The organism is Propionicimonas sp. (genome assembly GCF_034927565.1).
Taxonomy (GTDB): domain Bacteria; phylum Actinomycetota; class Actinomycetes; order Propionibacteriales; family Propionibacteriaceae; genus Propionicimonas.
Window position 1 is genome coordinate 15,921 of the sequence record NZ_JAYFPT010000039.1, and the last position, 22,708, is coordinate 38,628.

Annotated in this window: 20 protein-coding genes; 4 read left to right on the plus strand and 16 right to left on the minus strand. The window is 68.5% G+C overall.

What is annotated here, in order from left to right; all coding sequences use genetic code 11:
* Positions 1-157 precede the first annotated feature (157 nt).
* The 7 genes from VB080_RS08065 to VB080_RS08095 form a co-directional block, all read right to left on the minus strand.
* Complete coding sequence (locus VB080_RS08065) at positions 158-1,450, minus strand: alpha/beta fold hydrolase (protein ID WP_323417928.1); 1,293 nt, start codon at positions 1,448-1,450, stop codon at positions 158-160.
* A 225-nt stretch (positions 1,451-1,675) separates the two neighbouring features.
* Positions 1,676-2,518, minus strand: coding sequence for a DMT family transporter (locus tag VB080_RS08070; RefSeq protein ID WP_323417929.1), 843 nt, complete (start codon positions 2,516-2,518; stop codon positions 1,676-1,678).
* Positions 2,515-3,330 (minus strand): ABC transporter ATP-binding protein, encoded by an 816-nt coding sequence (locus VB080_RS08075; protein WP_323417930.1) that lies wholly within the window; start codon positions 3,328-3,330, stop codon positions 2,515-2,517. Before VB080_RS08075 ends, VB080_RS08070 begins: the two co-directional genes overlap by 4 nt.
* A 436-nt stretch (positions 3,331-3,766) precedes the next feature.
* Positions 3,767-4,609: an ABC transporter ATP-binding protein gene (locus VB080_RS08080; RefSeq protein ID WP_323417931.1), complete on the minus strand. Its 843-nt coding sequence runs from the start codon at positions 4,607-4,609 to the stop codon at positions 3,767-3,769.
* Positions 4,606-5,385, minus strand: a complete 780-nt coding sequence (locus VB080_RS08085; RefSeq protein ID WP_323417932.1) for an energy-coupling factor transporter transmembrane component T — start codon at positions 5,383-5,385, stop codon at positions 4,606-4,608. The genes VB080_RS08080 and VB080_RS08085 overlap by 4 nt, the downstream gene beginning before the upstream one ends.
* 4 nt (positions 5,386-5,389) lie before the next feature.
* Complete coding sequence (locus tag VB080_RS08090) at positions 5,390-6,199, minus strand: hypothetical protein (RefSeq protein ID WP_323417933.1); 810 nt, start codon at positions 6,197-6,199, stop codon at positions 5,390-5,392.
* Positions 6,200-6,223: 24 nt separating this feature from the next.
* The gene (locus VB080_RS08095) at positions 6,224-7,261 is read right to left on the minus strand and encodes a nucleoside hydrolase (RefSeq protein WP_323417934.1); all 1,038 of its coding nucleotides are present in this window, start codon (positions 7,259-7,261) and stop codon (positions 6,224-6,226) included.
* A 294-nt stretch (positions 7,262-7,555) separates the two neighbouring features.
* Between VB080_RS08095 and VB080_RS08100 the strand changes: the two genes are divergently transcribed.
* Entirely contained in the window at positions 7,556-9,358 is a 1,803-nt protein-coding gene (locus VB080_RS08100) for an IlvD/Edd family dehydratase (RefSeq protein ID WP_323417935.1), read from the plus strand.
* A 180-nt stretch (positions 9,359-9,538) separates the two neighbouring features.
* Here VB080_RS08100 and VB080_RS08105 read toward each other — a convergent pair whose 3' ends face one another.
* The 9 genes from VB080_RS08105 to VB080_RS08145 form a co-directional block, all read right to left on the minus strand.
* Positions 9,539-10,261, minus strand: coding sequence for an SDR family oxidoreductase (locus VB080_RS08105; RefSeq protein ID WP_323417936.1), 723 nt, complete (start codon positions 10,259-10,261; stop codon positions 9,539-9,541).
* Positions 10,258-10,884, minus strand: a complete 627-nt coding sequence (locus VB080_RS08110; protein ID WP_323417937.1) for a DAK2 domain-containing protein — start codon at positions 10,882-10,884, stop codon at positions 10,258-10,260. Before VB080_RS08110 ends, VB080_RS08105 begins: the two co-directional genes overlap by 4 nt.
* Positions 10,881-11,876, minus strand: a complete 996-nt coding sequence (locus tag VB080_RS08115) for a dihydroxyacetone kinase subunit DhaK (protein ID WP_323417938.1) — start codon at positions 11,874-11,876, stop codon at positions 10,881-10,883. The genes VB080_RS08110 and VB080_RS08115 overlap by 4 nt, the downstream gene beginning before the upstream one ends.
* A complete protein-coding gene (locus VB080_RS08120) occupies positions 11,876-12,766 on the minus strand; it encodes a dihydrodipicolinate synthase family protein (RefSeq protein ID WP_323417939.1) in 891 nt (296 codons plus the stop codon). Before VB080_RS08120 ends, VB080_RS08115 begins: the two co-directional genes overlap by 1 nt.
* A 7-nt stretch (positions 12,767-12,773) precedes the next feature.
* Entirely contained in the window at positions 12,774-13,625 is an 852-nt protein-coding gene (locus VB080_RS08125) for a carbohydrate ABC transporter permease (RefSeq protein ID WP_323417940.1), read from the minus strand.
* Positions 13,622-14,566 carry a sugar ABC transporter permease gene (locus VB080_RS08130; protein WP_323417941.1) on the minus strand — a complete coding sequence of 315 codons (945 nt, stop codon included), beginning with the start codon at positions 14,564-14,566 and terminating at the stop codon, positions 13,622-13,624. The genes VB080_RS08125 and VB080_RS08130 overlap by 4 nt, the downstream gene beginning before the upstream one ends.
* Before the next feature lie 55 nt (positions 14,567-14,621).
* Complete coding sequence (locus tag VB080_RS08135) at positions 14,622-15,929, minus strand: sugar ABC transporter substrate-binding protein (RefSeq protein WP_323417942.1); 1,308 nt, start codon at positions 15,927-15,929, stop codon at positions 14,622-14,624.
* 58 nt (positions 15,930-15,987) lie between these two features.
* Positions 15,988-16,959: a phosphoglycerate dehydrogenase gene (locus VB080_RS08140; protein ID WP_323417943.1), complete on the minus strand. Its 972-nt coding sequence runs from the start codon at positions 16,957-16,959 to the stop codon at positions 15,988-15,990.
* 85 nt (positions 16,960-17,044) lie between these two features.
* Positions 17,045-17,719, minus strand: a complete 675-nt coding sequence (locus tag VB080_RS08145; protein WP_323417944.1) for a GntR family transcriptional regulator — start codon at positions 17,717-17,719, stop codon at positions 17,045-17,047.
* A gap of 80 nt (positions 17,720-17,799) precedes the next feature.
* On the opposite strand from VB080_RS08145, the gene VB080_RS08150 reads away from it, so the two are divergent.
* The 3 genes from VB080_RS08150 to VB080_RS08160 all read left to right on the plus strand — a co-directional run.
* Complete coding sequence (locus VB080_RS08150; protein ID WP_323417945.1) at positions 17,800-18,831, plus strand: zinc-binding dehydrogenase; 1,032 nt, start codon at positions 17,800-17,802, stop codon at positions 18,829-18,831.
* A 155-nt stretch (positions 18,832-18,986) separates the two neighbouring features.
* Complete coding sequence (locus tag VB080_RS08155; protein ID WP_323417946.1) at positions 18,987-20,117, plus strand: metallophosphoesterase family protein; 1,131 nt, start codon at positions 18,987-18,989, stop codon at positions 20,115-20,117.
* The coding region (locus tag VB080_RS08160) for an AAA family ATPase (protein WP_323417947.1) at positions 20,114-22,708 on the plus strand (2,595 nt) is incomplete at its 3' end. The genes VB080_RS08155 and VB080_RS08160, both read left to right, overlap by 4 nt.

The window sequence follows — 22,708 nt, forward strand, 5'->3', positions numbered from 1 at the left end:
TGTCTCCCTGTCCCTGGCCGTCGCGAGCGGGGTCCCGCGGAGTGGCTCGCACGGCACAGGAGGGAGGCGATGTGGCGCATCGCCGACCGACAACAACGCCGCGAGACGCCCGTAGGGCACCGCGCAGCAGGCCACCGCAGGGATAGGGAGACACGCTCTAGAGCCAGCGACGCCCCTGCAGCAGTCCGATCAGGTGGTCGATCACGGCGACGTCCATGCGCAGACCGTTGTGCTCGTACTGGCTGGTCACCCAGGTGCGGCAGTCGGGCAACAGGGCGGCGGTCTCCAGCGAATAGTCCAGCGGGACGTAGGCATCACCGTGGTACACCGCTGCCGCCACCGGCACGTCCGCCTGACCGAGTTTCCCGGGGAAGTAGAGCTGGTTCCACTCGTGTTCGGCGAGCAGGTCGGCCGCCTCGGCGAAGGCGGCGAGTTCGGTGTCCTCGGCGAACAGGCTGCTGTGCAGGTGCTCCCCGCCCAGCAGGGTGACATCGTCGCGGACCCGGTCGGGCATCGTCCGGTCTGCCGACCAGCGGGTGGCCACCCCGTCGGCATAGCTGGATTCGTGCAGCACCGCGTAGATCGGGTTACGCCCGGCGAAGGGCAACGCGGCGGCCAGGTCGTGGCTGAAGCCGGACGAGGTGTGGTCCAGCCCGAACAGGTAGTGCAATTGCTCGGCACCGCCCTGCATGCCCAGCCGGTGCCCGACAGTGCGGAAGCGGTCGGGCGAGACCACGTCCCCGTTCGGCAGGCTGAGCCGCCCCTGGGCGCTCAGGGCGGCGAGCTCGCGGACCCGGTCGCGGTCGGACGGGAAGCGGCGGTAGTAGTCCTCGGACTTGGCGATCATGATCTGCCAGGTGGTGGCATAGACGTCATCGATCGGGTGCTGGACGGCACTCAGCCCGCCGGTGACCAACGCCCCGGCCAGCGACTCGGGGTGCACCGACAGGTAGTGCAGCGTGGTGAAACCACCGAAGGACTGGCCCAGCACCGTCCAGGTCTCGGCACCCAGCGCCTGCCGTACCAGTTCGGCGTCGTTGACGATCTCGTCGGCCCGCAGGTGGGTGAGGTACTCAGCCTGGGCCGGAACGTCCAGGCCGGCCAGCGGCGCCACCACCTCGGCGCGCAGCCCGGCATCCGTCCGCACCACCCGGGACGAGATCGGTGTCGAACGCCCGGTGCCGCGCTGGTCGAGCATCACCACCTGGAAGTCCGCCAACGCCCGCTCCAGCCACGGCGGGTTCAGCGGGATCAGGGACGGACGCGGCGCCTCGCTACCCGGCCCGCCCTGCAGGAAGACCAGATACGGCCGGTCCGCGCCACCTTCGGCGGTCGCAACCCGGGCGAAGACCTCGATGGTTCCCGCCGTGGGGTTCGCGTGGTCGAGCGGGGCTTCCAGCGTGAGGGCGGTGAGGGTCAGTCCGGGCAGGTGTTCGGTCGAGGTACGCACGCACCTCAGGCTACGGCCTCCCGGCAGGTTGTTCCGACCAGCGCTGGACAGTCCTGCCGGTTATTCATCGCCAGCCCGGACCTTGGTGACAGGAGTTGGACGATGCTGCCGGTTCTCAGGGCCCGGCCGACGCCCAGTACCGGCGAAACTGTCCACACCGGCACCAGCAGCCGGTCGCCCCTGCCCGAGAACCGGCAGAACCATCCAGGCGCGCGCCCGCAGCGCTCAACCGCCGGCGGCGATCACCCCCACGCCCGCCAACACCAGGACGACTCCCACGATCTGGACCGGGCTGAGCCGCTCGCGGTGCACCCACCAGCCCAGCAGCACCGTGACCGCCGGGAACAGGGACGCGAGCACCGCCACCACCGAGAGCAGGCCGGACAGGCTCGCCACAGCGAAGCAGAGGTTGGCCAGAAAACCCAGCACCCCGATGGCGGCGATGCCCAGTAGCGGCCGTCCACTCACCCGCGGCAGGCGCCGCCGCACCAGCGCGACCAGCGAATAGACCACCAGGGCTGTCACCGCGTTCGCCAGCAACGTGGCTGTCACATGGTGTGCGCTCCCCCAGGCCACGGTCAGGTTGGACACCCCGAACCCGAGCGCGGACAACAGCGCCAGCAGGATGGGACGCATCCCCGTCCGGCTTCCGGAGCGCACCTCCGGACCCGAGGCGAGCATCGTCCCGGCCACCGCCACCACCATTCCGACGACCAGCACCGGGCCGAGGGGGTCTCCGGTGAACACCCCGGCCAGCAGGGGGACAACCACGCTCAGCGCAGCCAGCGGCGCCACCACGCCCATCGTCCCGGTAGCCAGCGCACGGTACAACGAGGACACTCCGACCGCCACGGCCAGGCCTCCGACGACCCCCCAGCCCACGGCTGCACCCACCCCGTCGGTGGGCTCTGCAACCAGCAGCCGGGGCAGGGTGACCACCACGGCGACCGCCTGCGAGCCCAGCAGCACGGTCAGCAGCGGCACCTTCCGCGACAGGGTTCCGCCCAGGAAGTCGGACACCCCCAGGCAGACCGAGGCCACCAGCCCCAGCAGGGCGAGGCCAGTCATCCGCGCGTTTCCACCTCGAAGGCATCGACGAACTCATCCACCTGCAGCGGTCGCCGCGACCAGCCCAGGTGCCGGGCCAGCCGGAACAATTGCGGCGGCTCGACGGCGGCGAGTTCGAGGGCGGCATCACATCCGAAGACCTCCCGCGGATCGCCGTCGGCCTGTACCTGCCCCTGGGCCATCACGACCACCCGGCCGAAGTGCTCGGCGCAGAAGTCCATGTCGTGGGTGATGGCGATCAGGGTGCGTCCCTCGGCGGACAAGGACTCGACGATGCCGGCGATCAACTCCACGCCGCGCGCGTCCTGACCGGTGGTGGGCTCGTCCAGCACGACGATCTCAGTGCCCATTGCCAGCACCCCGGCCAGGGCCACCCGCTTGCGCTCGCTGAGCGAGAGATGCAGCGGATGGCTGTCGGCATGGTCGGCCAGACCGACGGTCTGGAGCGCGGCAGCAGCCCGTGCGGTGATCTCGTCGGCGTTGTAGCCCAGGTTGCGAGGCCCGAACTCGACGTCGCCGCGTACGGTCGAGGCGAAGATCTGCTCGTCCGGGTTCTGGAAGACATAGCCCACCTGGCGGGCCAGTTCGGCAATGCTGCGACCGGTGGTTGGCCGGTCACCGACGTGGACCGTCCCGGCACTGGGCTGGAAGATGCCGTTCAGATGGCGCACCAGGGTGGTCTTGCCGGCCCCGTTCTGGCCCACGATCGCCAGTCGCTCCCCCGGCTCGACGCCGAAGGAGACCCCGCGCAGCGCTTCAACGCCACTGGGGTAGCTGAAATGCACCCCGTCGAACCGGACTGAGGCGCTCATCGCGTACCACCCGTCGCCAACACGGGCGCAAGCTGTGGTTCGCCGCCCGAGGACGGAAGGTCAGTCACAGCTTGCGGTCGGCGAGGCAACCACCCCACCACCCCCCACGCAAACTGTGGCTCACCACCCGAAGACGGAACCCCGGTCACAGCTTGCGGCGGGACGGGCAACACCCACTCCAGCCCCTCCGCAAACTGTGGCTCGCCACCCGAGGACGGAACCCCAGTCACAGCTTGCGGCAGGACGGGCAACCGCTCCCTCGACCCACACCCAAACTGTGACCCGCCAACCGAGGACGGAAGCTCACCCACACCTTGCGACCGGGAGAGCAACACCCACTCCAGCCCCTCCGCAAACTGTGGCTCGCCACCCGAGGACGGAACCCCGGCCACAGCTTGCGGACGGTCACGGAGCAGAGCGGAGGCCAACCGATGGGTCATCGGGCACCCCCGAACAGCGCCGCGGCCTGATCGAAGGAGACCGGCAACGGGATCTCGTCGCTCAGCAGCCCGCGATCGCGGGCCAGCCGGCCGGCCTGGGTGAACCGGGTCGAGCCGACGCCCCAGTCGGTGGTTCGGACGTCGGCCAGCACCTGGCTGGCGGGACCGTCGGCGGCGATCCCGCGGTCGGCGATCGCCAGCAGCCGGTCGGCGTGCTGCTGCAGCAGTTCGAGCTTGTGCTCGAAGATGACTACCGTCACCCCGGCCTCCTGAAGCTGGTTGAGCACGTCGAACACCAGCCGGGTGCCGGCCGGATCGAGCTGTGAGGTGGGCTCGTCCATCACCAGGACGGGGGTCCGCAACACCAGCATTGAGGCGATCGCCACCAGCTGCATCTGGCCGCCGGAGAGGGCGTAGGGCGAGCGATCAAGCAGGTGGGAAACGTGCAGCAGGTCGGCGATCTCGTCCACCCGCTGGGCCATCTCCTCCCGCGGGGTGCCGAGGTTCTCCATGCCGAAGGCGATCTCCTCGCGCACCGTGTAGCGGGCGCCAGAGATCTGGTTGAACGGGTTCTGGATCACCAGGCCGACCTGGGCGACCGCCTCGGCCAGGCTGAGCGCGGCCACGTCCTGGCCGCCGACCGCCACCGAGCCGGTCAGGTCGCCGCCGTCCACCTGCGGGATGAACCCGGCGATGATCTTGGCCAGGGTGGTCTTGCCGGCGCCCGAGGCGCCGACCACGCCAGTGATCGTCCCGGCCTCGACGTGCAGCGAGACGTGCTCCAGCACCGGGTGCGGGGCGTCGGGGTAGGTGTAGGTGACGTCCTCCAGCCGGATCACAACAGCCCCCCTACGATCGGGACGACGATCGCCGCTGCGGCGAGCACCGGCATCACCCAACGCGCCACCCGTTGCGGCGCGGAATCCGGGACCGGGATCAGCAGGGTGCGCCGGGCGGTCGAGCCGAAGCCACGGGCCTCCATGGCGGTGGAGCGCTCGTCCACGTCGGTGAACATGCCCAGCACCAGCGGCCCGAGCAGCGGCAGCAGGGCACCTGCTCGGCGCAGCGGGTTGCGCGGGAGTGCCAGCCCGCGGGCCTGCTGGGCCAGCAGGATGGCATTCGCCCGGTCCTGGAAGGAGGGGATCAGCTGCAGCGTCGAGGAGATGATGTAGCTGAACTTCGGCGACATTCCCCGCTGGGTGAGGGCCGACATCAGGTCACCGGGGTGGGTGGTCAGCACCAGCAGAATCGACGCCAGCACCAGAGCGGTGATTCGGGCCCCGATGGTGAGGGCGAACAGCAGGCCTTCGGCGGTGACCGTCATGAAGCTCCACTGCCAGACCGGGGTCTGGCCGCCGGGGAAGGTGAGTCCCTGCACGAGGACCAGCACGATCAGGATCGGCAGCAGCAGCGCGGCACTGTACTTCGCCAGCCGGCCGCCGCAGCGCGAGATCACCGCCACCGGGACGATCACCAACAGCACGGCAAGAGCCGAGGCCGACCAGTGCGGGATCGCGAACACGATCACGATCAGGCAGAGCAGGGCGACCAGTTTGGTGACCGGGTTGAGCCGGTGGACCGGCGACGTCTGGTCGACGTACAGGGACGAGGTCACTGGTTCAGGCCTGGGTCTCCGGCGTCTGCTTGCTGAACACCCGGAACTCCCGGGCGAACGGGAACCGCTGGATGAACCTGCCCGGCAGCGCAGCCAACAGCAGTGCCACGACCGTGAAGGTGATCAGCTTGTCCAGCGGATCGGAGATCAGGCCCTGCAGGGTGGTGGACGCCAGCAGGGACTGCCCCCAGGCCTGGAACATGCCCACCAGGGCGCCCGTCCCGCCGCCGGTGGCGCCGCCGAAGATGAACGCCGAGATCGGTGCGGAGAGCATCGCCGCCACCACGCCGGTGACCGCGCCGGCCAACGGCGCCGTCCACAACTTGCGGAACAGGCCGATCCGGGCGGCGTACCCGGCCATGACACCGATCACGACCTGTACCACCGCGAACGGCAACGCCAGCGGGCTGAGCGTGAGGCCCCAGATCACGTTGGTGAGGATGCCGGTCACCACGCCGGCCGCCGGGCCGGCCAGCACCGCGACCAGCACGGTGCCGATCGAGTCGAGGTAGACCGGCAGCCCGATCACCGACACGATCTGGCCGATCACGATGTTCAGCGCGATCGCCACCGGGATCATCGCGATCGTGTTGGTGGAGAGCCGGTGGATCGAGCCGGCCGCCAGCAGGACCGCGCCGATCAGATAGCCGGCCATGGCGATCAGACCGGCATTGCTGGTGGCGGTCTGATCCAATCCGGTCGGTTGGGTGATCACCAGGTACAGGTAGGTTGCCAGCACGACGAGCGTGCCGGCGATGACGAGAATCAGATTGCGTGTCCGCTTGCTGTTGGTTGGGCTGGTATTGCTGGTCACTGCGTCCTCCTTAGTTGGTGCGGGTCAGGCGAGACTGCGGGCGAGCGCTCCCACGCGCTCGATAGTGCGGCGGAAAAATTCGGCTGGATCGGTGTCGACGACCACGTCGGCGTTGGGCTGGCGTCCCCACATCCCCCGCCAGTCGGCCACGGTCTGGCCGCGGGTGAGGCTGCCGGCCAGTTCCACGTCCACCGTCGCTGGACGGACGCGGGCCAGGCTCGGGTCGAGGGCAACAGCAGCAGCGAACGGGTCGTGCATGTGGGCCAGGAAACCCTGGTCGTAGAGCCGGTGGAACTCCATGTAGAACCGGACGGCGTCACTGAGGTGCCGGATCACCGAGTTGGACGCGACCGACCGGGTGCCGAGCTCGTCGTCCGGGGAGATCACCTCGACCGGGGTGCTACCGGCCACCCGGGACAGTTCGGCGATGTGGTGCGGGTGCATCTCGATCCGCTCGGTGACGTCCAGGGCGCAGATGATCGGACGGCGGTCGTCCGGCACCACCGAGAAGGCGTCGAAGACGATCTTGGCCGAGTCGGGATCGACCGCGATGTTCCACTCCGTGGTGGGCAGGGTGTTGCCGGCGTGGTTGAAGGCACCGCCCATCACCACGATGCGCTTCAGCAGTAGCGGCAGTTCGGGTTCGAGCTTGACCGCCAACGCCAGGTTGGTCAGCGGACCGGTGATCAGGCCGGTGATCTCGCCGGGCCGGTTGCGGGCGTTGTCGATCCAGACCTGGGTGGCGTGCCGCGGCGACAGTGGACGGGTGGGCGCCGGCAGTTCGGCGTAGCCGATCCCCTGTGGTCCGTGGGTCTCCTCGGTGGTCTGCAGCGGCTGGATGATCGGCACCTCGGCACCGAGTGCCACCTCCACCTCGCGGTAGCGGCACAACTCCAGCCAGGCCAGATTGTTGGTGGCGACCTGCCGGGCGTTGACATTGCCGGCGGTACAGGTGATGCCGAGGATCTCGGCCTCAGGGCTGGCCATCAGGTAGAGCAGTGCCAGCGAATCATCGATGCCGGTGTCGACATCGACGATCAGCGGTGTGGTGGAATCGGCCACGGTTCACTCCGGTGGGTGAGCGGATCGCTCGCGGCGGGAAACTCTCAGCTGGGCCACGTCGATCCGGGATGGATGATGCTTGCGGGGCGAGGTCTCGGCCGGGCGCGCAGGTCAGGCGCACTGGCTCCGACCTATCCAGACAAGGGTTCTCCTCGACGCCGTCCACCTCGACCGCGCTCACCCTACTCACGCCGGGCAGGGCGGTCCAGAGTCTGGTCCACAAGGTATTCAGCCGGCCCAGCAGGAGGTGTAGTCTGAGGCTGCCAACTGTCAACAGTTTACGAGGATGTAGTCATGGCGACAGGACCTGGGAAGCCGAGCAACTCCAACCGCAGCGGCCAGCGGCGCAGCGAGTGGTGGTTCAACGACCTGGTCGACCCAGCCGAGACCGCCATCTACCTGGAGCGCCTCGGTGCTGCCGGAATCACCCGGGCAGAGTTGCAGTCCGGCCGTCCGATCATCGGCATCACCCAGAGCGGCAGCGACATCGTCCCCTGCAACCGCATCCACGTCGAACTCGTCGAGCGGATCAAGGCCGGCGTCCGCGATGCCGGCGGGGTTCCGCTGGTGTTCCCGGTACACCCGATCCAGGAGACGTTGCGTCGGCCCACCGCGGCGCTCGACCGAAACCTGCTCTACCTCGGGCTGGTCGAGCTCCTTGCGGGCTATCCGTTCGACGGTGTCGTGCTGACCACCGGCTGCGACAAGACCACGCCCTCGCAACTGATGGCGGCGGCGTCCGTCGACCTTCCCGCCATCACGCTGAACGGCGGTCCAATGCTCGACGGACGCTTCGAGGGACGCCGAGTCGGCGCCGGCACGGCGCTGTGGGAAGCCCGGCGACGGCTGGCCGCCGGCCAGATTGACGAGGGCGAACTGATCGATGTCGTGATGGCTGCCTCGCCGAGCCTGGGCCACTGCAACACGATGGGCACCGCGCTCACGATGAACTCCCTCGCCGAGGCCCTCGGCATGGCTCTGCCCGGGTCGGCGGCGATCCCGGCGCCGTACGCGGCCCGGGGCTGGGCGGCCTACGAGACCGGGAAGCGGATCGTCGGCATGGTCGAGGAGGACCTGCGTCCGTCCCGGATCATGACCCGGCAGGCCTTCGAGAACGCAATCGTGGTGAACAGCGCCATCGGCGGTTCGACGAACGCCCCGATCCATCTCAACGCCATCGCGGCACACCTCGGGGTCGAGTTGTCAGTCGACGATTGGGACACCCTCGGCAGTGAGGTGCCACTCTTGGTAGACGTTGCGCCGGCCGGCCGGTACCTGGCCGAGAGCTTCCACCACGCCGGTGGAGTGCCGGCGGTGATGGCCGAACTGCGGACGGGCGGCTATCTGCACCTCGACGTGATCACCGTCACCGGACAGCCGCTCGCCGCGCAACTCGACGGCGTCCGGAGCGCGGACACGGAGGTGATCCACACCGTTGCCGAACCGCTGGCGCCGGCCGGCGGGTTCCTGGTCCTGCACGGCAACCTGTTCGGCTCAGGTCTGATGAAGCTGAGCGTGATCGGCGAGGACTTCCGTCGCCGCTACCTCTGCGATCCGGATGACCCCAACGCCTTCGTCGTCACCGCCGTGGTCTTCGAGGGCCCCGAGGACTACCGGGCGAGGATCGACGATCCTGGCCTGCCAGTCGACGAGCACAGCATCCTTGTCGTCCGTGGCGCTGGGCCGATCGGCTACCCGGGGTCCGCGGAGGTGGTCAACATGACCCCGCCCGGCCGCCTGGTCCGCGCGGGCGTGAGCATGCTGCCCTGCCTGGGGGACGGCCGACAGAGCGGGACCAGCGACAGCCCCTCGATCCTCAACATCTCCCCGGAGGCTGCCGCCGGAGGGGCGATCGCGCTGGTCACCACCGGTGACCAGATTCGGGTCGACCTCGGCCGCCGCAGGGTCGAACTGCTGGTGTCGGACGAGGAACTGGCCCGCCGCCGAACGGAACTACAGGACCACACTCCTCCGCACTCGACGCCGTGGGAGGAGCTCTACCGCGCCCATGTCAGCCAGTTGGCTGAGGGCGCCACCCTCGACTTCGCCACCGGCTACCGCGACATCCGCCGGATCAGGCCGCGACACTCGCACTGACCGCTCGGCCCGCCGTCCGGCCGGAAGCCATGGCGCTCCCCTCTCCGCGCGGCCTCACCCTAGACTTCGAGGTTCCGCCGCCTCGGCCTGGCGGGACGAGAGGATCGAAACCACCCTCCACACTGGCGAACCGATGCCGAGGGTTTGCGCGGAGATGAAGGAGCTGCGGCAGCCCCGAACTCAGGCGTAGCTGGTATTGGAGGTCGGGGTGATCACCAGTTCGTTCACACAGACCCGCGCGGGCAGCCCCGCAATCCAGGCGACTGCACTACCGAGATCCTCCGGGGTCAGCATCAGTTCCTGCTCGGCCGCGCTGGGTACCACCGGACGAGTGTTGAGGATGTCGGTGCGAACCTCGCCGGGGCACAAGTGGGTGGCCCGGATACCGTTCAGCCGTTCCTGCGCGTTCACCGTCTCAGCGACCGCCGCCAGTGCGGTCTTGCTGGCCGAGTAGCCGACGCCCACGCCGGGAGCGAACCGCCAGCCCGCCCAGGACGAGACCAGCAGGATCAGTCCGTCCTGTCGCTCCCGCATCCCGCCGATCACCTCCTGGATCGCGCGCACCGCGCCGTTCAAATTGGTGTCCACGACCCCTGCGAGCGCATCAGCATCGCTGTTGCGCCAGAACCGCTGGGTGACGTTCGTTCCAGCGGAGTAGACCAGCACGTCAACCTCGCCCAGTTCCTGACGCACGGCCTGGTGAGCCTGGTGGAGCGACTCCGTCGAGGTGACGTCGGTAACCACCTCCATCCCGGGGGTGGCCAGGCCGGCGACCACCTGTTCGATGCGGTCCGGACGACGGCCGCTCACCGCGACCCGCATGCCGAGCCGGGCGAGCGCCTCGGCGGAACCGGCACCGATCCCGCTGCCGCCGCCGATCACCCAGGCCACCTTGCCGGTCATGAACAGGCCTCCAGAGCGGTGGCGAGCTCGTCCAGGAAGAGCGCGTAGGCCGACGAGCCGGCGTCCGGCTTGTCGATGCTGCGCTCCCCCAGCCAGCCGGCGCGTCCGCGCTTCGACTCCCAGTGCGCGGTCTCGGCCACCCGGTCGTGGGCGACCGCGGCGATCATGCGGCAGAGCTGCGCGGCGTCGCCGTCGGCCCCGGCCAGCACCTCCAGCGTGGGATGGAGGGCGTCCAGCAGGGTCTTGTCCCCCAACTCGGCCTTGCCACGCTGCTGGATCCGTTGTTCGACCGCCCGCCCGAAGGCCACGGCCTCGTCCCGGCCGTACCCGGCCTGGTCGGGAAGCTCCTTCGCCCCGGCCATCACCCCGCCGCCGACCAGGGCGGCGAAGGTGGACGGGTTGGCGGTGGCGAAGGCCCGTCCGGCCGCGGCCAGCACCGCACCCAACCCGGCATCGACCGGAACGGCATCGACCGCGTCGGCCGCCGCGAGGGCGCCCGAGCGGACGGTGATGCCGAGGTCGCCGTCACCGAGGGCGGCGTCCAGCTCGCGCAGCGTCTCCTCGTGCGTGGCCCAGCCCCGCAGCGCGGCGGCCAGCACGGGTCGGAAGTCGTCGCCGTTCATCGGCCGAAGCTGACGAACGGCGAGGACGCGGGCGCATCCAGCAGGTCGAGTAGTTCGTCATCCAGCTTGAGCACGCTGACCGAGGCGCCTGCCATCTCGAGGCTGGTAGCGTACTCGCCGATCAAGCTGCGGGTGACCTCGACGCCAGCCGCGGTCAGCAACCCGACAACGCGGCGGTACACCACGTAGAGCTCCTCGAGCGGGGTGGCGCCCAACCCGTTGATCAGTAACGCCACGCGATCGCCGGCGGTGACCTCGAGGTCGGCGACGATCGGCGCCAGCAACCGGTCGGCGATCTGGTCGGCGGTCTCCAGCCGGCCACGGTGCGCCCCGGGCTCGCCGTGGATGCCGATGCCGATCTCCATCTCCCCCTCCTCGAGGGTGAAGGTCGGCGCGCCGGCGGCCGGGAGGATAGTCGGGGACAGCCCGACGCCGGCGGTTCCGGTCGCGCGCACCGCCTTGTCGGCCAGCCGGGTCACCTCGGCGAGGCTGTCGCCCCGCTCGGCGGACGCGCCGGCCACCTTGTAGGCGAACAGCAGGCCGGCCACGCCGCGGCGGGAGTCGGCCCGCTCGCGAGGTGCTGACAGGACGTCGTCGATGCCCAGTACGGCGGCGGTCTCGATCCCGTCCGCGAGGTCGCAGGCGAGGTCGAAGTTGAAGATGTCACCGCCGTAGTTGCCGTACAGACAGAGCACGCCGGCGCCCTCGTCCGCTGCCTCGATGGCCGCCTGCATCTGCTCGGCGGACGGCGAGGAGAAGACGTTGCCGATCGCCACCGCCGAGCACAGCCCGCGTCCGACGTAGCCGAGGAACAGCGGCAGGTGGCCCGAGCCGCCCCCGGTGACGATGCCGACCCGGCCGTCCGGCTGGTCGGTCCGGGCCAGCACCCGCTGGTCGCCGCCGACGGCGGTCAGCCGGTCGGAGTGGGCCAGCAGGATGCCCTCGATCACCTCGTCGACGAAGGCGTCCGGCTGGTTGATGATCTTGCGCATCACACCCCCTGGTACTTCGCCACGGCGGCCTGGATCGCGGCGGTGATCTCGTCCGAGGGCTGCTCGATCGCCATCCGCACCGCGGAGCCGCCGCGTCCCTGGGCGGCCAGCGCGACCTTGATCCGGGCGATGTCGCCCGCGATCAACTCCACCACTTCCAGCACCTCGGCCTGCGCCGCCGCGATCGACGCCGGATCACCGGACTCCAGCGCGGCGATCATTCGGTCGAAAGTGTTCGGGAAACAGGACGCCACCCCGGACACCACGCCGTCGATCCCGTTGCCTGCGGCCTGCGGGAAGTCGGCGTCGTTGCCGGTGAAGACCTCGAACTCCGGCGGTGTCGCCCGCCGGTACTCCATCACCTGCGCAAGGTTGAAGCCGCTGATCTTCGTCCCGACGACCCCCGGCAGGGCGGCGATCCTAGCGAGTTCGCCGGGACTCACCACGGTCGTGGTCCGGGCCCAGAAGAGGTAGATGTAGATCCTGGCACGACCCGCTGCCGCCTCGGACACGGCCTTGAAGTGCTGGTAGGTGCCCAGCGGGGTTCCCGGAAGGTAGTAGGGAGTGAGCGCAGCGAACTCGGTGATCCCGGCTGCCAGACCGGTTTCCAGCAACGCCACGGCTTGACGGACGGAGCCTGCCCCGATATGCGCTATCAGCCGTTTGCCGCCCAGCGCCACCCGCTGGGTGTCGAAGACTGCCTGCCGCTCGTCCGGTTCCAGAGCGAGGAACTCCCCGGTCGTCCCGGCGACGAAGGCACCATCGGCCCGGGACTGAGCAACCAACTCGCCGACGCGGGCGGTGGCATCCAGATCGAGGTCTCCGGTGCCGGAGAACATGGTGGGGAGGGCGACCAACAGTCGGCGGCCGCGGGGGTTGAGGGTTTCCATGGGGCTTTCATCCTTTCGTCGCGCCGGAGGTCAAGCCGGCGACGACATAGCGTTGAGCGAACAGGGCGATGATCATCACGGGGAGGGTGATCACCACGGCGGCGGCCATCAGCCCGCCCCAGTCGACGGAGGCGTAGCTGGTGAAGTTGGCGATCGCGACGGGAAGGGTTCGACTGTTGCGGTTGGACAGCACGAGGGCGAACAGGAAGTTGTTCCAGCTGAAGATGAACGACAAGATCGTCGAGGTAGCGATCCCCGGCACCGACAGCGGCAGGGTGATCCGGAGGAAGGCTGTCAGCCGGCTGCAGCCGTCGATCATCGCAGATTCCTCGATCTCCTCCGGCAGGCCCTCGAAGAAGCCCGACATGATCGCGATCACCAGCGGCATCGTCACGAAGATGTGGGTCAGGATGAGCACGCCATAGGTGCCGACGATGCGTAGCTGTGAGAACAGGAAATACCACGGAACCAGCAGACTGACGCCGGGGATCACCCGGGCCATCAACACGAAGGTGGTGGCCTGCTTTATCCGGTACCGGGCGATGCCGTACGCGGCTGGAACGCCCAGCAGCAGGGCGATCAGGGTCGAGCCCACCGCAACGATGAAGCTGTTGACGATGTACTGGCCGAAGGCCTGGACACGGAAGACGGTCTCGAAGTTGGTCAGGGTGGGGGTGAACCTGATCGTGTAGCTGGGGTCGATGATCTGGAGGCTCGACTTGAAGGCTGCTGACAGCATCCACAACAGTGGGAAGACGAACAGCAGGGTAACCACGGCGATGCCCACCCCACGCATGACCGAACCCACCCGGGCACGCGTGGGACGGCGTCGCTGGTAGCTGACTGTGGTAACGGTCATGCCAGGTTCCCCTTCTTCCGCAGGATCGCCAGAGCCAGCAGCACCACCACGATGAAGAGGAAGAACAGCATCAGGAGGGCTGAGGCGCTGCCGTACTGGGAGTATTCGAAGCTCTCGCTGTAGGCCAGGATGTTCAGGGTTTCGGTCTCATGTTGGGAACCACCGCCCCGGCCTTTGGTGGCGTAGATGATGTCGAATGTCTTCAGTGCGTCGATGGAGCGCAGGATGGCTGCCGACCCGAGAGTCGGGTAGAGCAGCGGAAGGGTGATATGTCGGAACCGCTGCCAGGCGTTCGCCCCGTCCACCCGCGCGGCCTCGTCCGGCTCCTCGGGGAGGGTGGACAAGCCGGCCAGACAGATCAGCGTGACCATCGGCGTCCACTGCCACACGTCGATGAAGATCACCGTGTTGAGTGCCTGCCCGGGATCGGACAGCCAGCCCTGCGCCGGGAGCCCCAACCCTTTCATCAGCACGTTGGCGAACCCGATTGATGGTTCGAAGATCAGCAGCCACATCATGCCCACCGCCACCGGCGTGGCTACCAGCGGCAACAGCAGCAGAACCCGAATCGCACTCTGTCCACGGAAAGGCTTACGCAGCAGCAGGGCAATACCCAAGCCGAACACCAACTCCAGGACCAGCGCGACCACGGTGAAGTAGGCGGTTCTTCCGACAGCAGGCCAGAACCGGTCGGATTCGGCCAACCAGTAGAGATAGTTGCCGAGTCCGATGACATCGAACGGACGGGTCACTGCGCCCTGGGCGTCGGTCAGGGACAGGAAGACCGTGTAGCCGATCGGGAAGGCGATCAGCAGGCCGACGAAGATGATCGCAGGAAACGTCAGCACCTGCTTGAGGTGGCGATCCACCCACTCGCCGAACCCGGACGGCGGCGTCCGGCGCGATCCGGACTCCACCAGGGGTCGTGTCGCGGTACTCATAGCGCTCCTCTCCGGCGTGGTTGGGTGGGGCACACCCGGGCCCCACCCATTGCGCCTACCGCTTCTCCGTGTCCAGCAAGGCCTGGAACTCGGTGTTCGCTTGTTCGGCGGCGGCCTTCACTGCCGCTTCGTCGCCGCCTTCGATAGCAGTCACAGCAGGCCCACCCACGAACTCTCGGGCACGGGCAACAGCCTCAAGTTGAGGCCGGTCGTGGCCGACGTAGTTGGAGTCGGTATCGCGGACAATCTCGACCAGTCCGGCCGGGAACTTCTCCGTCGCGGAGCTGTCCTGCCAGGCCGAGCTACGGGCAACTGGGAGGGTGTGCTCGCCGAGCAGCAACTTCGCGTTGTCCTTGTTGAGGACCCACTTGATGAAGTCGAATGCGGCGTCCTTCTTCTGTGAGAAGCTGTTGATGCCCAGCGTCTGGAAGACGATGTTGTAGGGGTGGGATCCGGCGGGGCCGGCGGGGAAACGTGCGTACGCCACCTGGTCGACGACCGCGCTCTTCTGCGGGTCCAAGAAGGTGTACGCCTGGCTGTCCGCATCAAGGTAGAAGGCCGCATTGCCCTGGGCGAAGATCGCCGAGGCCTCCACCCAACCCATGTTGGTTGCCCCTGGAGGGCCGTAGTTGTGAAGCAGCCGACCGTAGGTGTTGTAGGCCTGGACCGCTGCCTCGGAGTTGATCGTTGAGTTGCCTGCCTCGTCCTGGAAGTCGCCGCCGTAGCTGTAGAGGAAGGACGAGTACTGGGTTACCAGGGGAACCCGGGCACCACGCATAGCGATGCCGTAGAAGCCCTTGTCGGGATTGTGCAGCGCCTTGGCCGCGGCCTCGAGTTCGTCGATCGTCGTCGGCACCGCAATGCCGGCTTCCTTGAGCAGATCGGCGCGGTAGTACATGATGTGCCGTTCCGTTGCCACCGGCACGCCGTACACCTTGCCGTCCAACTGAACCGCGTCCCGAGCAGACTCCTGGAAGTCGTTCCAATCCCAGTCGCCGGAGTTGTTCACATAGTCGGAGATATCGGTGAGCCAGCCATTGCGGACGAACTCGCGCATCACGTCCTGCACCTGGTAGCCGAAGATGTCGAACTCATCTGACTGAGCGTTGAGCTTGACCTTCAGCGTGTCGTTGAGCTGCTCATTTCCGTAGGCCTCGACGTTGACCGTAATGCCGGTCTCGGCCTTGTACGTCTCGGCCAGCGCGGGCAGGTTCTCGGTGAACGTGCTGTTGGCCAGGATGACGGTGAGCTCTGTGACCTCACTACTCGGCTCTGTGGATCCCGAACAGGCCGCTGTGGCGAGCATCGCCACAGCCACTGCGCCCGCGGTAAGGAAGCGCCCCAGGGGCTTGTGTGTTGACATGCGGTTCCTTTCTTTGATGGTTGTTGCTGGTTCAGCGCACCGTCGCGCTGGACCGGGGTCAGTTGGCCAGGTGAACTGGACGCTTCCCGCTGAAGACATCGACGATCGCCTGCGCAGTCGAGAGTCCGATCCTGTCGTAGGCCTGCACGGTGTCCGCACCGGCGTGCGTGGTCGCGACGACCGACGGGAAGGAGAACAGCGGGTTGTCTGGGGAGACCGGCTCGACCTCGAACACGTCCAGCCCGGCGCCGGCGACGTGCCCGGACGATAGAGCCTCCACCAGTGCGGCTTCGTCCACCAGCGGTCCGCGGCCGACATTCACCAGCACCGATCCGGCAGGCATAAGCGCAATCGTCTCGGCATTGATGATGTGGTGGGTGGACGGCAAGTGCGGGACGTGGAGGCTGACCACCTCCGACTGAAGTACGGCGGACAGCGAGACCAACTCGACGCCCAGAGAACTGGCCGTCTCCTCGTCGGCGTAGGGGTCGTAGGCACGGACCGGACAACCGAAGCCGGACAGGAGTTTCGCAAGTGCCCGGCCGGTCGCACCAAAACCGACCAGGCCGACGCGCTTGCCCGACAGCTCCTCACCAACATAGCGGTCCCACGCCCCGGCGCGAACCTCATTGTTCATCGTCGGAAGCTTGCGCAGGACGGACAGGATCAGTGCGAGCGCCAACTCTCCGACCGAGCACGCGTTGCCGCCTGGGACGTTAACCACGTCAACGCCGCGCCGGCGTGCCTCCGCCAGATCAATGTTGTCCAGCCCAACCCCGAGCCTGGCGATCACGCGGACTCGGGGTGCTCGCTCGAACACGCTGGCGTCCCAGACTTCGACCCCGCAGACCGCGGCATCGGCGTCAGCCACCTCGCGGTACATATCGTCCGCATCGTAGGGCTGACCGCTCATGTTCTCGCCGAGACTGAACCCGTTGTCAAGCAGTAGCTGACGTCCGTTGGCGCACAACGCGTCCCAACGGACTGCACCAATCATGACCTTCTTGCCTGCACCAACGTTGGTGTCCATCGGATCACGCCTCGCATCGTCGAAAAGGGATGCTTCAGTGTGGCACGCAGATTGTCAACAGTCAAGAGTTTTTTGTCAACAGTATTCAATCGAGGTCTGCCGTACCTCCGAATATGCCCCTGAGTCGCTGGTGCGCGTTTTCCAGGTGTGTCTGGACGGCCTCGTGGCACTCCTCTGCAGTCGCATGCCGCAAACCATCGAGCAGGTCAGCGTGGTCCTGGGCACCCTGCTGCAGATCCAGTCCGTGTCGACCCGACTGGTCAAGCACCACCTCGAAGGTCTTCTCGTACGCCCGCCATACGTCAAGCAGGCGGCGATGGCCGGCAAGCTCATAGATGGCCGAGTGGAAGCCGATGTCCGCCTTGCTGAAGGCCTGGTGCTCGCCTGCTGCGGCCGCCTCGCGCATCCGTGAGACCGAGGCTTCCAGAAGTGCCCAGTCCAGTCCGGCACGCTGGTTGATGATCAGCGAGACGGCGAACTGCTCAATCGTTTCACGCAGTGAGTACAGCTCATCGATATCCCGGTCAGTCATTCCCACCACGAAGGCACCACGCCGGCCGGTCGTGATCAACCCCTCGGACTCGAGCCGGACGAATGCCTCTCGGATCGGCCCGCGGCTCACTCCGAACTGTTCGGCCAGGGGGATCTCGACCAGCCGGGTATCGGCAGCGAGTTCGCCGCTGATGATGAGTCGCCGCAATGTGTCCGCAACCTGGTCGCCAAGCGCCACTTGCTGAATGAGTTCAATGGGGGTGGCCATGTTCGCTCCTAGTAGATTGTTGACAGTAGACTATCGGCAATAGGTCGTCCATCGACCTACGCAGACCAAGGAGGCCTCAGATGCGCGCAGCCGTCCTTCACCCGGATCACCGTGTGGAAGTCACGCACCTCGATCCGCCCGAGCCCACGACCGGGAAGGTGCTGGTGGCCCCCGTCGCGGTCGGCCTGTGCGGCTCGGACGTCAGCTATGCCACCAAGGGCGCCAACGGCTCGTTCGTGGTACGCCATCCGATGGTGCTCGGTCACGAGGTGTGCGCAACCCTTACCGGCCCGACTGTGGTCGAGAGTGCGCTGCTGCCGGCGGGCGCCCTGGTCGTCGTGCATCCCTTGTGGCCTTCCCCCCTGTGCGGCGAGTCCGCAGTTCGATCAGAGTTTGCCAGTGATCCTTCCAGCTTTCTGGGAAGCGCTTCGACAATGCCACACACGAACGGCGGCCTCGCCGAGTTGGTCGCCGTCCGTCCGGAGCAACTCCGCCGGGTTCCGGACGGTCTGCCAGCCATCCGGGCAGTACTCGCCGAGCCGTTGTCGGTGGTGCTGCACGCGCTGAACCGCCTGCCGGTGGACCCGGCCGGGCAGAAGGTGCTGGTCTGCGGTGCCGGACCGATCGGGCTACTCACCGCGGTCTGTCTGAAGGACCGCGGGGCCGCCGAGGTGACTCTCACCGACCTCCACCGGCGGCCGCTGGACCTGGCGCTGGGGCTCGGCGCCGACCACGGCCTCGTCGTGCCCGAGCAAACGCCGCCTGCCGAGACCTTCGACATCGCAGTGGAGGCGACCGGCGCGCTCGCGTCTTTCCATGCCGCCCTGGCCGCCCTACGGGCGGGCGGCCACCTCCTGCAGCTGGGAATGCTGCCCCGCGCCTCGCTGCCCACCTCACTGGCGCTGGTGGTGACCAAGGAGTTGACCGTTACCGGATCACACCGGTTCGCTGGCGAACTGGATACTGCAATTTCCTTCCTGGCGGCCCATCCTGAGTGCGGAAAGATCGTCACCCACCAACTGCCACTCGAGGAGGCCGCTGAGGCCCTGACCCTCGCCGCAGACGCCGCGAACGCCAGCAAGGTGGTCGTGCTGATCGACCGGACAGGGTAGTCATCCGGGGACGGACAGCCACCCTGCTCGCCGCAGCCCACAGCGGTCATGCGGACTGTAGCCAGACGTCTGTGGGAGTCGCGGATTTTTGTCGGGAGCGCCCTCTACCATCAGGACTGTCCTGATCGTCACACCCGGGCACCTCGGAGGCGCAGATGAAATTCGTTGCCAGCGCGGACTGGCAGCTCGGCATGACCGCGCACTTCCTCGACGACCAGGCACGTCCTCGCTTCCACCAGGCCCGACTGGAAGCCGTCCGGCGGATCGGGCAGGTCGCCGAGCAGCACGAGGCATCCTTCGTCGTGGTGTGCGGCGACGTGTTCGAGACCAATCAACTCGACCGGGCAATCGTTGCCCAGGTCTTCGAGGAACTGCGGGCGTTCACGATGCCGGTGGTCCTGGTGCCTGGCAACCACGATCCGCTGGACGCAGCGTCGATCTACGACTCCCCCGCCTTCGCCGACAAGCGGCCCGGACATGTCCACGTGCTGCGCGACAGCGATCCGTTCGAGGTGGTGCCCGGTGCTCAGGTGGTGGGTGCTCCCTGGTTCTCCAAGCGACCGGAGGAGGATCTGGTGGCCCGTGCCTGCGCGCCCCTGGAGCCAGCCCCGCCGCAGGTAGTCCGGGTGATCGCCGGCCATGGCGCGGTGAGCACCTTGAACCCCGACCGTGAGTCCCTGGCCACGATCGACGTCAGCAGCCTGCGTGACGTGCTCGACTCCGGACGCGCCCACGTCGCCGTCCTCGGCGACCGGCACGGCACCTACCAGGTCTGCCCGCGGGTGTGGTACCCCGGCACTCCGGAGGTCACCGCACGGCGTGAGGTCGACCCCGGCAACGTGCTGGTCGTCGACGTCGACCCGGCCACCGGCACCACTGCGGCCGAGAAGGTGCGGGTGGGAAACTGGTCCTTCCTGGAGATCGAGGAGCGGCTCGACTCGGCCGCCGACGTCGACCTGCTCGGGCAGCGCCTGATGGCCCTGCCCGACAAGGACCGCACCGCGCTGTGGCTGTCGCTGTCCGGCACCCTCACGCTGACGGCCAAGGCCCGGCTCGACGCGGTGGTCGACGAGGCCCGCGACCTGTTCGCCCGGGTCGACTACTGGCAGCGGCACACCGACCTGGCGGTGGTCCCCGACGGCCATGACTTCGCCGACCTGAGGCTCGGCGGCTTCGCCGAGGCCGCACTCGATGACCTCCGGCAGCAGGCCACCGGCGGCGAAGGGGCCCAGACCGCCCAGGACGCGCTCGGCCTGCTGTACCGCTTCGCGGGAGCCGGCCGATGAGACTGGTGCGGGTTCGGCTGCGGAACTTCCGCGGCGTCACCGACGCCACGGTGGAGTTCAGCGAGCAGGTGACGATCGTCGAGGGTCCCAACGAGGTCGGGAAGTCGTCGATCGCCGAGGCACTGCGGCTGCTGCGTGGCACCAAGGCCGGCTCGCGGCACCGCGATGTGGTGGCCGTCCAACCGATCGGTTCGGATGTCGGCCCCGAGGTGGAGGTGGAGCTGCGCAGCGGAGCGTACGACCTGGTCTTCCGCAAGCGCTGGCTGCGGTCCCCGCTCACCGAGCTGGCCGTGCGCGCGCCCCGACCGGAGCAGCTCAGTGGCGACGCCGCCCACGAGCGGTTCAGTGCCCTGCTTGCTGAATCGGTTGACCTCGATCTGCTGGACGCCCTCGAGGTGGTGCAGGGCAGGTCACTGGACCGCCCCGACCTGGCCACCATCACCGCGCTGCACCGCGCCCTGGACAGCACCGCCGTGGCCGACGACCACGACGACCTGCTGGAGCGGATCGAGGAGGAGTACGCGCGCTACTTCACCGCCGGCGGCAAGCCCACCGGCAACTACCGGAAGGTCACTGACGAGATCGCAGGGCTGGAGAGCGAACTCGCCGGCTACCAGGGCCGCAGCGCCGAGCTCGACTGGTTCGTCGAGGACCGTGCCCGGCAGGCCGCCCTGCGCGGGGAGTACACCGTCGCGCTGGCCGAGGTCGGGCGGGAGCTGGCCGGCCTCGAGCAGCAGGCGAAGGCCCTGGACGAGCTGCGTGCGACCGTGGCGTCCGCCGAGGGCGAGTTCACGACGGCCGAGGCCGCGCTGCAGCAGGCGACCGACGCCCAGCGGTCACGCCGGCAGTTGGCTGAAGAGGTGGCGGATCGCACCCGGCAGCTCGCCGAGCTGGAGGGTCGGGCCGAGGGCTTCGCCGCCAACCACCGGCAGCTGTCGGACGACCTGCAGGCTGCCAGGGTGTCGGCCGGACAGGCCGGCCGGCACCGGGACGAGGCCCGTCAAGTGGCCCAGGCTGCCACGACCGCGATCGAGCACCATCGGCTCCGTGCCGAGCACGGCGAGGTGGGCGAACGACTGCAGCGTGCCCGGGCGGCCGAGCAGCAGCGGCTGGCCGCCACGGCCGACCTTGCCAACGCCACGGTCGACGACGCCACCGCCCAGCAGTTGGGAGACCTCCTCACCGAGGTCAGGCTGGCCGAGAAACTGCGGGAGGGCGCCGCCGCACAGCTGCGCGTCACGCCGCTCGGACAGGCCCCGGTGATGGTGGACGGCTGCCCCGTCCCGGCCGGCGGAGAGCACCTAGTCGTGTTGGAGACCGTGCGCGTCGAAGTAGCAGGCGTGGTGGCGGTGGAGGTGCGTCCCGGCACACCGCCGGCCAAACTCGACCGCGACGTCACCGACGCGCGGGAGGCCCTGGCCGACGCGCTGCGCACGGCCGGCGCAGGGTCGGTGGAGGAGGCCAGGGAGATCGCCGCCCGGCGTCGTGCCGCTCAGTCCGCGCTGGAGAAGGCGGAGGCCGGACTGACGCAGGCGCTGGCGGGGAGCAGCCTGACCGCCCTGGAAGAGCGGCTGGCCACGCTCATCGGACGGCTCGACGGCTTGTCCGCGGACCTGGAACCGGCTGCCGACCTGACGACGCTCGAACAGGCGGTGGCCGAAGCCCGGCAGGACGTCGAGGCTGCCGAACGGCTCGCGACCGACGCTCACGCCGAGGTCGAGCGGCTCCGCAATGGCGTCGACGCGGCGAACCTCGACCTGGTGCGCACCATCGAGACGGCCAACTCCGCTCGCCAGGAGCTCGACCGGGCCAGCCAGCTCCTCGCCAGCGAGCGGGCGCAGCACGACGATGCCGTTCTGGCGGCGGCGGTCGCCGACGCGACAGCAGCGCTCGGGGAGAAGCGGGCCCTGGCCGACGCCTGCCGGGCCGAGCTCGCCGCAGCCGACCCGGATACGCTCGACCTGCTGCTGACGAACGCCCGGAAGCTGGCGGAGAGCAGAACCGCCGACCAGCGCCGCGCCGGTGACGAGGTGGTCCGGCTCGACGGGCTGATCGCCGACCGCCTCGCGGAGGGGATCTATGACCGGGTGAGCGTCGCCGAGGTCCGGCTGGAAGCTGCCCGCGCTTCCTGGCAGCGCCAGGACCGCGCAGCGCAGGCCGTCCGCCTGCTGCGGGCGACCATGCTCACCCACCGCGACGAGGCACAGCGCCGCTACGTCGCCCCATTCAAGGAACGCATCGAACGACTCGGCCGGGTGATCTTCGGCCCCGGCTTCACGGTCCGGATCTCCCAACAACTCGCCATCGAGTCCCGCACTCTGAACGGCCGCACCGTGCCCTTCGAGTCGCTGTCGGCCGGCACCCGCGAACAGCTCGCCCTGCTCGGACGGCTGGCCTGTGCCCAGCTCGTCGATCCCGCCGAGGGCGCGCCGGTCATCCTGGACGACACCCTCGGCTTCGCCGATCCCGCCCGCCTGAAGGCCCTGGGGGCGGTGCTGGGCGACGTCGGCCAGACCGCGCAGGTCGTGCTGCTGACCTGCCAGCCCCACCGCTTCGACTCCCTGGGTGGCGCCCGGGTGGTGCACCTGGCC

What these genes read in the sequence shown, in the direction of transcription:
- VB080_RS08070 (WP_323417929.1), bottom strand. Translation starts at nt 2,518, where the DNA reads ATGACTGGCCTCGCCCTGCTGGGGCTGGTGGCCTCGGTCTGCCTGGGG.
- VB080_RS08075 (WP_323417930.1), bottom strand. Translation starts at nt 3,330, where the DNA reads ATGAGCGCCTCAGTCCGGTTCGACGGGGTGCATTTCAGCTACCCCAGT.
- VB080_RS08100 (WP_323417935.1), top strand. Translation starts at nt 7,556, where the DNA reads ATGGCGACAGGACCTGGGAAGCCGAGCAACTCCAACCGCAGCGGCCAG.
- VB080_RS08105 (WP_323417936.1), bottom strand. Translation starts at nt 10,261, where the DNA reads ATGACCGGCAAGGTGGCCTGGGTGATCGGCGGCGGCAGCGGGATCGGT.
- VB080_RS08110 (WP_323417937.1), bottom strand. Translation starts at nt 10,884, where the DNA reads ATGAACGGCGACGACTTCCGACCCGTGCTGGCCGCCGCGCTGCGGGGC.
- VB080_RS08115 (WP_323417938.1), bottom strand. Translation starts at nt 11,876, where the DNA reads ATGCGCAAGATCATCAACCAGCCGGACGCCTTCGTCGACGAGGTGATC.
- VB080_RS08120 (WP_323417939.1), bottom strand. Translation starts at nt 12,766, where the DNA reads ATGGAAACCCTCAACCCCCGCGGCCGCCGACTGTTGGTCGCCCTCCCC.
- VB080_RS08125 (WP_323417940.1), bottom strand. Translation starts at nt 13,625, where the DNA reads ATGACCGTTACCACAGTCAGCTACCAGCGACGCCGTCCCACGCGTGCC.
- VB080_RS08130 (WP_323417941.1), bottom strand. Translation starts at nt 14,566, where the DNA reads ATGAGTACCGCGACACGACCCCTGGTGGAGTCCGGATCGCGCCGGACG.
- VB080_RS08135 (WP_323417942.1), bottom strand. Translation starts at nt 15,929, where the DNA reads ATGTCAACACACAAGCCCCTGGGGCGCTTCCTTACCGCGGGCGCAGTG.
- VB080_RS08140 (WP_323417943.1), bottom strand. Translation starts at nt 16,959, where the DNA reads ATGGACACCAACGTTGGTGCAGGCAAGAAGGTCATGATTGGTGCAGTC.
- VB080_RS08145 (WP_323417944.1), bottom strand. Translation starts at nt 17,719, where the DNA reads ATGGCCACCCCCATTGAACTCATTCAGCAAGTGGCGCTTGGCGACCAG.
- VB080_RS08150 (WP_323417945.1), top strand. Translation starts at nt 17,800, where the DNA reads ATGCGCGCAGCCGTCCTTCACCCGGATCACCGTGTGGAAGTCACGCAC.
- VB080_RS08155 (WP_323417946.1), top strand. Translation starts at nt 18,987, where the DNA reads ATGAAATTCGTTGCCAGCGCGGACTGGCAGCTCGGCATGACCGCGCAC.